Below are 540 nucleotides of genomic sequence, written 5' to 3' on the forward strand. Positions count from 1 at the left end.
CACATCCCGGCCTCTACCCCCAGCAAAAAGCGCAAAGCCGATCAACCACCAGAGCGCAAAAATCAAAAAAGATAGCTGCGACCGCACACCAGTTAATCAATTACGACTGATAGCACCGCAAAAACATTGCCACACAAGCGCCAGCAGCTATCAAATCAATTGCAGCGCGCGCTGCGCAGGAGCCGCGCCAGCGCCCAGCTGGAACACCGACACCACGCCCACCAGGTCTTGCGCCTGGCCCTTGAGGCTGCTGGCGGCGGCGGACATTTCCTCGACCAGGGCGGCGTTCTGCTGCGTTACCTGGTCCATCTGCGTGACGNCTGCGCAGGAGCCGCGCCAGCGCCCAGCTGGAACACCGACACCACGCCCACCAGGTCTTGCGCCTGGCCCTTGAGGCTGCTGGCGGCGGCGGACATTTCCTCGACCAGGGCGGCGTTCTGCTGCGTTACCTGGTCCATCTGCGTGACGGCCTCGCCCACCTGCGCCACGCCCAGCGACTGCTCGTGGCTGGCGGCGCTGATCTCGCCCATGATGTCGGTC

1 protein-coding gene and 1 pseudogene are annotated in these 540 nt (G+C 64.0%); both read right to left on the reverse strand.

Translation table 11 applies throughout. From position 1 onward, the window contains the following. Window positions 1-150: 150 nt before the first annotated feature. Entirely contained in the window at window positions 151-309 is a 159-nt protein-coding gene (locus tag QZH66_RS18300) for a hypothetical protein (protein WP_305807216.1), read from the reverse strand. Beyond that, window positions 297-540, reverse strand: a pseudogene (locus QZH66_RS18305) (methyl-accepting chemotaxis protein); the annotation flags it as partial. The gene QZH66_RS18300 and the pseudogene QZH66_RS18305, both read right to left, overlap by 13 nt.

It is taken from the genome of Stenotrophomonas sp. YIM B06876 (assembly GCF_030711595.1).
Classification (GTDB): domain Bacteria; phylum Pseudomonadota; class Gammaproteobacteria; order Xanthomonadales; family Xanthomonadaceae; genus Stenotrophomonas.

What these genes read in the sequence shown, in the direction of transcription:
- QZH66_RS18300 (WP_305807216.1), bottom strand. Translation starts at nt 309, where the DNA reads ATGGACCAGGTAACGCAGCAGAACGCCGCCCTGGTCGAGGAAATGTCC.